Source organism: Hydrogenophaga sp. GW456-12-10-14-TSB4 (assembly GCF_059424305.1).
In genome coordinates this window covers 1-6,682 of record NZ_JBWKZH010000126.1, presented here as the reverse complement: position 1 = coordinate 6,682, position 6,682 = coordinate 1, and the positions used below count along the sequence as shown (strand labels likewise).

The 6,682-nt window shown below is 62.6% G+C and carries 14 protein-coding genes; 13 read left to right on the top strand and 1 reads right to left on the bottom strand.

From position 1 onward, the window contains the following. The 13 genes from AC07ZS_RS29465 to AC07ZS_RS29405 all read left to right on the top strand — a co-directional run. The coding region (locus AC07ZS_RS29465; protein WP_202932829.1) for an EF-Tu C-terminal domain-related protein at positions 1 to 73 on the top strand (73 nt) is incomplete at its 5' end. Positions 74 to 82: 9 nt separating this feature from the next. Beyond that, the gene (gene rpsJ / locus AC07ZS_RS29460) at positions 83 to 397 is read left to right on the top strand and encodes a 30S ribosomal protein S10 (RefSeq protein WP_056266806.1); all 315 of its coding nucleotides are present in this window, start codon (positions 83 to 85) and stop codon (positions 395 to 397) included. A gap of 200 nt (positions 398 to 597) precedes the next feature. Further along, positions 598 to 1,272 carry a 50S ribosomal protein L3 gene (rplC, locus tag AC07ZS_RS29455; RefSeq protein WP_494801979.1) on the top strand — a complete coding sequence of 225 codons (675 nt, stop codon included), beginning with the start codon at positions 598 to 600 and terminating at the stop codon, positions 1,270 to 1,272. Further along, on the top strand, positions 1,272 to 1,892 hold the full coding sequence (gene rplD / locus AC07ZS_RS29450; protein ID WP_297652708.1) for a 50S ribosomal protein L4: 621 nt from the start codon (positions 1,272 to 1,274) through the stop codon (positions 1,890 to 1,892). Before rplC ends, rplD begins: the two co-directional genes overlap by 1 nt. Beyond that, on the top strand, positions 1,889 to 2,203 hold the full coding sequence (rplW, locus tag AC07ZS_RS29445; protein ID WP_068174618.1) for a 50S ribosomal protein L23: 315 nt from the start codon (positions 1,889 to 1,891) through the stop codon (positions 2,201 to 2,203). The genes rplD and rplW overlap by 4 nt, the downstream gene beginning before the upstream one ends. Positions 2,204 to 2,205: 2 nt before the next feature. Then, complete coding sequence (gene rplB, locus AC07ZS_RS29440; RefSeq protein WP_291114567.1) at positions 2,206 to 3,030, top strand: 50S ribosomal protein L2; 825 nt, start codon at positions 2,206 to 2,208, stop codon at positions 3,028 to 3,030. Between the two features lie 12 nt (positions 3,031 to 3,042). Continuing rightward, positions 3,043 to 3,318 (top strand): 30S ribosomal protein S19, encoded by a 276-nt coding sequence (gene rpsS, locus AC07ZS_RS29435; RefSeq protein ID WP_204735724.1) that lies wholly within the window; start codon positions 3,043 to 3,045, stop codon positions 3,316 to 3,318. A 9-nt stretch (positions 3,319 to 3,327) separates the two neighbouring features. Then, complete coding sequence (rplV, locus tag AC07ZS_RS29430; RefSeq protein ID WP_137918325.1) at positions 3,328 to 3,657, top strand: 50S ribosomal protein L22; 330 nt, start codon at positions 3,328 to 3,330, stop codon at positions 3,655 to 3,657. A gap of 15 nt (positions 3,658 to 3,672) precedes the next feature. After that, the gene (rpsC, locus tag AC07ZS_RS29425) at positions 3,673 to 4,548 is read left to right on the top strand and encodes a 30S ribosomal protein S3 (RefSeq protein WP_494801977.1); all 876 of its coding nucleotides are present in this window, start codon (positions 3,673 to 3,675) and stop codon (positions 4,546 to 4,548) included. A 2-nt stretch (positions 4,549 to 4,550) separates the two neighbouring features. Further along, on the top strand, positions 4,551 to 4,967 hold the full coding sequence (rplP, locus tag AC07ZS_RS29420; protein ID WP_066089098.1) for a 50S ribosomal protein L16: 417 nt from the start codon (positions 4,551 to 4,553) through the stop codon (positions 4,965 to 4,967). Between the two features lie 16 nt (positions 4,968 to 4,983). Continuing rightward, a complete protein-coding gene (gene rpmC, locus AC07ZS_RS29415) occupies positions 4,984 to 5,190 on the top strand; it encodes a 50S ribosomal protein L29 (protein ID WP_304850767.1) in 207 nt (68 codons plus the stop codon). 9 nt (positions 5,191 to 5,199) lie between these two features. Then, on the top strand, positions 5,200 to 5,469 hold the full coding sequence (gene rpsQ, locus AC07ZS_RS29410; RefSeq protein WP_297398871.1) for a 30S ribosomal protein S17: 270 nt from the start codon (positions 5,200 to 5,202) through the stop codon (positions 5,467 to 5,469). 129 nt (positions 5,470 to 5,598) lie between these two features. Then, positions 5,599 to 6,105: a peroxiredoxin gene (locus AC07ZS_RS29405; protein ID WP_494801976.1), complete on the top strand. Its 507-nt coding sequence runs from the start codon at positions 5,599 to 5,601 to the stop codon at positions 6,103 to 6,105. Positions 6,106 to 6,174: 69 nt separating this feature from the next. Here AC07ZS_RS29405 and AC07ZS_RS29400 read toward each other — a convergent pair whose 3' ends face one another. Further along, a complete protein-coding gene (locus AC07ZS_RS29400) occupies positions 6,175 to 6,672 on the bottom strand; it encodes a GNAT family N-acetyltransferase (protein ID WP_494801978.1) in 498 nt (165 codons plus the stop codon). Positions 6,673 to 6,682 lie beyond the last annotated feature (10 nt).

Genomic DNA, 6,682 nt, shown 5'->3' with positions numbered 1-6,682 from the left:
AGGCCTGCGCTTCGCCATCCGCGAAGGTGGCCGCACCGTCGGCGCCGGCGTCGTCGCCAAGATCATCGCGTAAGGAGTGGACATGTCGACCAAGCAGAAAATCCGCATCCGCCTCAAGGCATTCGACTACAAGCTCATCGACAGCTCGGCCGCCGAGATCGTTGACACCGCCAAGCGCACCGGCGCGATCGTCAAGGGCCCGGTGCCCCTGCCGACCCGCATGAAGCGTTTCGACATCCTGCGTTCGCCGCACGTCAACAAGACCAGCCGCGATCAGCTCGAGATCCGCACCCACCAGCGCCTGATGGACATCGTGGACCCGACCGACAAGACGGTTGACGCCCTGATGAAGCTCGACCTGCCGGCTGGCGTGGACGTCGAAATCAAGCTGCAGTAAGGCCTTTCGTTCAGGCGCTACCGGGCAATCGCCCGGCGGCGCTTGCACAGAAAAAGCCCGCCGGTTATACTGGCGGGCTTTCCGGCTTCTGGCCGGAGATTTCGTGGCGCCGCATGATCCTGGATCAGGCGGTCCTTAGAGTGGAACTCCAGTTCCGCACCATCAGCCCCGGCCAATTGAAGTCGGGAACGGAGAAAACAATGAGTCTTAGCAACTCCCTCGGGTTGTTGGGTCGCAAGGTGGGCATGATGCGTCTGTTCACCGATGACGGGGACGCAGTGCCTGTCACGGTGGTCGATGTGTCGAACAACCGTGTGACGCAAGTCAAAACCCTGGCCAACGACGGCTACGATGCACTGCAAGTCACCTTCGGTGCCCGCCGTGCCTCCCGCGTGACCAAGCCCGAAGCGGGCCACCTGGCCAAGGCCGGTGTCGAAGCGGGTGAAATCATCCAGGAATTCCGCGTCGCCTCCGACGTCGCTGCCCAGTACGCACCGGGTGCCGTGGTCGCTGCCAATGCGATCTTCGCAGCGGGTCAGAAAGTGGACGTGCAAGGCACCTCGATCGGTAAAGGCTTCGCCGGTACCATCAAGCGCCACAACTTCAGCTCGCAGCGCGCGTCGCACGGCAACAGCCGTTCGCACAACGTGCCGGGCTCCATCTCCATGGCCCAGGATCCGGGTCGCGTGTTCCCCGGCAAGAAGATGACCGGGCACATGGGCGATGTGACCAAGACCATCCAGAACCTCGATATCGTGCGCGTCGACGAAGCCCGTCAGCTGATCATGATCCGCGGCGCCGTTCCCGGCTCCAACGGCGGTTTCGTGACCGTGCGCCCCGCCATCAAGGCCAAAGTGGCCAAGGGAGCTAACTGATGCAAGTTGAACTCCTGAACGACCAGGGTCAAGCCTCGTCCAATGTGGACGTGCCCGAGACCGTGTTTGGTCGTGACTACAACGAAGCCCTGATCCACCAGCTCGTGGTGGCTTATCAGGCCAACGCCCGTCAAGGTACGCGTGCGCAAAAAGACCGCCAGATGGTCAAGCACTCGACCAAGAAGCCGTTCAAGCAGAAGGGCACCGGCCGTGCTCGCGCTGGTATGACGTCCTCGCCCCTGTGGCGTGGGGGCGGTCGCATCTTCCCGAACAGCCCGGACGAAAACTTCACCCAGAAGCTCAACAAGAAGATGTACCGCGCCGGCATGGCCTCCATCTTCTCGCAGCTCGTGCGTGAAGGCCGTCTGGCCGTGGTCGACTCCATCAAGGTGGACTCGCCCAAGACCAAGCAGCTGGCCGACAAGTTCAAAGCGATGAACCTGCAATCGGTCCTGGTGATCGCCGAGGAAGTCGACGAAAACCTGTACCTGGCTTCGCGCAACCTGCCCAACGTGCTGGTGGTCGAGCCGCGTTACGCCGATCCGCTGTCGCTGGTGCATTACAAGAAGGTCATCGTCACCAAGGCGGCGATCGACCAGCTCAAGGAGATGTTCGCATGAGCGTCACGAAATACGACGAAGGTCGCCTGATGCAGGTCCTCGTGGCACCGATCGTGTCCGAGAAGGCCACCCAGGTTGCCGAGCAAACCAACGCCGTGATGTTCAAGGTGTTGCGCGATGCCTCCAAGCCCGAGATCAAGGCGGCTGTTGAACTGATGTTCAAGGTCCAGGTCAAGGGCGTTTCCGTGCTCAACCAGAAGGGCAAGTCCAAGCGCTTTGGCAAGACCGTCGGTCGTCGCGACCACGTTCGCAAGGCCTATGTGACGCTGATGCCGGGTCAAGAGCTGAACTTCGGCGGAGAGGGCGTTTAATCATGGCAGTCATCAAGATGAAACCGACTTCGCCAGGCCGTCGCGGCATGGTGAAGGTCACGCGTGACCAACTGCACAAGGGTGCGGGTTTTGCTCCCCTGCTGGAACCCCAGTTCCAGAAGGCCGGCCGCAACAACAACGGTCACATCACCACCCGCCACAAGGGCGGTGGTCACAAGCACCACTACCGCGTGGTCGATTTCCGTCGCAACAAGGACGGCATCCCGGCCAAGGTCGAGCGCATCGAGTACGACCCGAACCGCACGGCGCACATCGCGCTGCTGTGCTACGCCGACGGCGAACGCCGCTACATCATCGCCCCCCGTGGCGTTGAAGTGGGCGCGACCCTGCTGTCCGGCTCGGAGTCGCCGATCCGCGTGGGCAACACCCTGCCGATCCGCAACATCCCGGTCGGTTCGACCATCCACTGCATCGAGCTGCAGGTCGGCAAGGGCGCGCAAATCGCCCGTTCCGCCGGTGCCTCTGCTGTGCTGCTGGCCCGCGAAGGCATCTACGCCCAGGTGCGCATGCGCTCCGGTGAAGTGCGCAAGGTCCACGTGGACTGCCGCGCCACCATCGGCGAAGTGTCCAACCAGGAACACAGCCTGCGCCAGTTGGGCAAGGCCGGTGTGAAGCGTCACATGGGCATCCGTCCGACCGTTCGCGGTACCGCGATGAACCCGATCGACCACCCGCACGGTGGTGGTGAAGGCAAGACCGGCGAAGGCCGCGCTCCGGTGGATCCGTGGGGCAACCTGACCAAGGGTTATCGCACCCGCAACAACCGCCGCACGCAGTCGATGATCGTCTCGCGTCGCAAGAAGTAAAGGGTTGACAACATGACTCGCTCACTCAAAAAAGGTCCGTTTGTCGACCATCACCTGCTGGCCAAGGTTGAAAAAGCCCAAGCCACCAAGGACAAAAAGCCCGTCAAGACCTGGTCGCGCCGCTCGATGATCCTGCCCGATTTCATCGGCCTGACCATCGCCGTGCACAACGGCAAGCAGCACGTGCCCGTGTACATCACCGATCAGATGGTGGGACACAAGCTCGGCGAGTTTTCGCTGACGCGCACGTTCAAGGGCCACCCGGCCGACAAAAAAGCGAAGAAGTAAGGACTAACCATGGAAACCCGCTCTATCGTTCGAGGCGTTCGCCTCTCGGTCGACAAAGGCCGACTGGTTGCCGACCTGATTCGTGGCAAGAAGGTCGACCAGGCTCTCAACATCCTGGCGTTCACGCAGAAGAAGGCCGCTGGCATCGTCAAGAAGGCTCTTGAGTCCGCCATCGCCAACGCTGAACACAACGACGGCGCCGACATCGACGAACTGAAGGTCAAGACCATCTACGTCGAGCAAGGCACCACGCTCAAGCGCTTCTCGGCCCGCGCCAAAGGCCGCGGCAACCGCATCAGCAAACCCACGTGTCACATCTACGTGACGGTTGGCAACTGAAGAGGTCACAGGAATATGGGACAGAAAATCAACCCCACCGGGTTCCGCCTCGCCGTTTCCCGCAACTGGGCCAGCCGCTGGTACGCGAGCAACCGTGATTTCGCCGGCATGCTGGCCGAAGACATCAAGGTTCGCGAGTACCTCAAGGGCAAGCTGAAGAACGCTGCCGTCTCGCGCATCGTGATCGAGCGCCCCGCCAAGAACGCCCGCATCACCATCCACTCGGCACGTCCGGGCGTGGTGATCGGCAAGAAGGGCGAGGACATCGAGAAGCTGAAGAAGGAACTGGCCGCCAAGCTGGGCGTGCCGGTCGCGGTCAACATCGAAGAAGTGCGCAAGCCCGAAATCGATGCCAAGCTGATCGCCGACAGCATCACGCAGCAGCTCGAGAAGCGCATCATGTTCCGCCGCGCCATGAAGCGCGCGATGCAGAACGCCATGCGTCTGGGCGCACAAGGCATCAAGATCATGTCGTCGGGTCGTCTCAACGGCATCGAAATTGCCCGTTGCGAGTGGTACCGCGAAGGTCGCGTGCCGCTTCACACCCTGCGCGCCGACATCGACTACGGCACGTCCGAAGCCAAGACCACCTACGGCATCATCGGTGTCAAGGTCTGGGTCTACAAGGGCGACACCCTGGGCCGCAACGATGCGCCCGTGGTGGCCGAACCGCGTGTGGAAGAAGAGCGTCGTCCGCGTGGCCCGCGCCGCGAGCGTCCGGCAGGTCCTCCTGCCCGCGCAGCGGTCCGCCGCCCTGGCGCCAATGCCGCTCCGGCCGATGGCAGCGACAAGCCTGCCGTTGCCACCGAGGGCACCGACAAACCCGCCGTTAAGCGCGTTCGCAAAGACGCCGCGCCCGCATCTGCAGCTGCGGACGGCAAAGGAGAATAACCATGTTGCAACCTGCTCGCCGCAAGTTCCGTAAAGAACAAAAAGGCCGCAATACCGGCGTCGCTACCAGTGGCGCCACCGTCGCGTTCGGCGACTTCGGCCTGAAGTCGACCGACCGCGGTCGTCTGACGGCTCGCCAGATCGAGGCCGCACGCCGTGCGATCTCCCGTCACGTGAAGCGTGGCGGCCGCATCTGGATCCGCGTGTTCCCGGACAAGCCGATCTCCCAGAAGCCTGCCGAAGTCCGTATGGGCAACGGCAAGGGTTCGGTGGAGTACTACGTGGCCGAGATCCAGCCTGGCAAGGTGCTCTACGAAATCGTGGGCGTGCCCGAACAGCTGGCCCGCGAGGCATTCACGCTGGCGGCCGCCAAGCTTCCGTTGCGCACCACGTTCGTGACGCGCATGTTGGGTCAGTGATTCAGGAGAACACAAGATGAAAACTGCTGAACTGCGCCAAAAGGATGTGGCCGGCCTCGAAGCCGAAGTGAAGTCTCTGCAAAAGGCCCATTTCGGCCTGCGCATGCAAAAAGCCACACAACAACTCAACAACAACGCCACGCTGGGTGACACCCGCCGTGCGATCGCTCGCGCCAAGACCATCCTGGCCGAGAAGCAGCGCGCCGACGCCGCTGCCAAATAAGGAGTGACCATGACGGAAGCTAAAACATCCCTCAAGCGCACCTTGGTTGGCAAGGTGGTCAGCGACAAGCGTGCCAAGACCGTGACGGTGTTGGTGGAGCGCCGTGTGAAGCACGAGCTCTATGACAAGATCGTGGCGAAGTCCAGCAAGTACCACGCTCACGACGAAAAGAGCGAGTACAAGATGGGCGACGTGATCGAGATCACCGAAAGCCGTCCGCTGTCCAAGACCAAGAACTGGGTCGCGACGCGCCTGGTGCAAAAGGCCGCGCTGGTCTGAGCCCCATTGCGTTGCTTGCAGCGCAGATCGAAAAAGCGACCGACAATCCGGTCGCTTTTTCTTTTTCCGGGCCCGATATGAACGGGCCTTCCAGCCACGGCCTGCGGGCCACACAACGAGGAGCACGACATGATCAAGGTGGGTGACAAGATTCCGGCGACCACGCTGATGGAATACAGCGAAGTCGAAGGCAATGGCTGCAACATCGGCCCGAACCCGGTGGATGTGCAGAAGGCTTCGGCCGGCAAGACGATCGCCGTGTTCGCGCTGCCGGGCGCGTTCACGCCGACCTGCTCCGCCAAGCACGTGCCGGGTTTTGTCCAGCACGCCGCCGATTTCAAGGCCGCGGGCGTCGACGAGATCTGGTGCCTGAGCGTGAACGACGCTTTCGTGATGGGCGCCTGGGCGCGCGACCAGAAGACCGGCGACAAGGTGCGCATGCTGGCCGACGGCAGCGCCGACTTCGCCAAGGCCACCGGCCTGACCCTGGACCTGACCGCTCGCGGCATGGGCCTGCGCAGCAACCGCTATTCGATGCTGGTCAAGGACGGCGTGGTGCAGTCGCTGAACGTCGAAGGCCCCGGCAAGTTCGAGGTGAGCGACGCCAACACCTTGCTGGCCCAAGCCAAAGCTTGAGTTCGCCGCGCATGAAAAAAGCCGCCGGTGTCACCACCAGGCGGCTTTTTTGTGGGCGCCCGCGCCCAGTCAAAGATCGACCTTGAGGTAGTGCGCGCCCGGAATGGGGTTGTGGTAGTACGGCGCGACCTCGACAAAACCCACTTCCTGGTACAGCGCACGGGCTGTTTCCATGTCGCTCAGGGTATCGAGCAGCATGGTGGTGTAGCCGGCCAACTGGCCGTCCGACATCACGCGCTCCACCAGAAGGCGGCCCAGGCCGAAGCCGCGAAAAGCCGGGCGCACGAACAGGCGCTTCATTTCGCAGGCGTTGAGGTGGTCGGTGTTGTAGAGCGGTCGCATGGCGCAGCAACCGGCGGGCTCACCGTCGATGCAGGCCAGCAGCAGCGTGCCGACGGGTGGGGCGTAAGCACCGGGCAGCTCGGCGAGCTCGGCTTCAAAGCCCTGGAAGCACAGATCGATGCCCAACCCGGCCTGGTACTCCAGGAAGAGTTGGCGAACGGTCTGAAGGTCGTCGGGAAACTGGGCCGGTCTCAGCGAGATCACGGCGGCTCCGGTGTCGGTCATGGCAGCGGGG

Excerpts from the sequence above, each read along its gene's own strand:
- rpsS (WP_204735724.1), top strand. The coding sequence starts at position 3,043 with ATGACTCGCTCACTCAAAAAAGGTCCGTTTGTCGACCATCACCTGCTG.
- rplC (WP_494801979.1), top strand. The coding sequence starts at position 598 with ATGAGTCTTAGCAACTCCCTCGGGTTGTTGGGTCGCAAGGTGGGCATG.
- rpsQ (WP_297398871.1), top strand. The coding sequence starts at position 5,200 with ATGACGGAAGCTAAAACATCCCTCAAGCGCACCTTGGTTGGCAAGGTG.
- rpsJ (WP_056266806.1), top strand. The coding sequence starts at position 83 with ATGTCGACCAAGCAGAAAATCCGCATCCGCCTCAAGGCATTCGACTAC.
- rpsC (WP_494801977.1), top strand. The coding sequence starts at position 3,673 with ATGGGACAGAAAATCAACCCCACCGGGTTCCGCCTCGCCGTTTCCCGC.
- rpmC (WP_304850767.1), top strand. The coding sequence starts at position 4,984 with ATGAAAACTGCTGAACTGCGCCAAAAGGATGTGGCCGGCCTCGAAGCC.
- rplB (WP_291114567.1), top strand. The coding sequence starts at position 2,206 with ATGGCAGTCATCAAGATGAAACCGACTTCGCCAGGCCGTCGCGGCATG.
- AC07ZS_RS29400 (WP_494801978.1), bottom strand. The coding sequence starts at position 6,672 with ATGACCGACACCGGAGCCGCCGTGATCTCGCTGAGACCGGCCCAGTTT.
- rplW (WP_068174618.1), top strand. The coding sequence starts at position 1,889 with ATGAGCGTCACGAAATACGACGAAGGTCGCCTGATGCAGGTCCTCGTG.
- AC07ZS_RS29405 (WP_494801976.1), top strand. The coding sequence starts at position 5,599 with ATGATCAAGGTGGGTGACAAGATTCCGGCGACCACGCTGATGGAATAC.
- rplP (WP_066089098.1), top strand. The coding sequence starts at position 4,551 with ATGTTGCAACCTGCTCGCCGCAAGTTCCGTAAAGAACAAAAAGGCCGC.
- rplV (WP_137918325.1), top strand. The coding sequence starts at position 3,328 with ATGGAAACCCGCTCTATCGTTCGAGGCGTTCGCCTCTCGGTCGACAAA.
- rplD (WP_297652708.1), top strand. The coding sequence starts at position 1,272 with ATGCAAGTTGAACTCCTGAACGACCAGGGTCAAGCCTCGTCCAATGTG.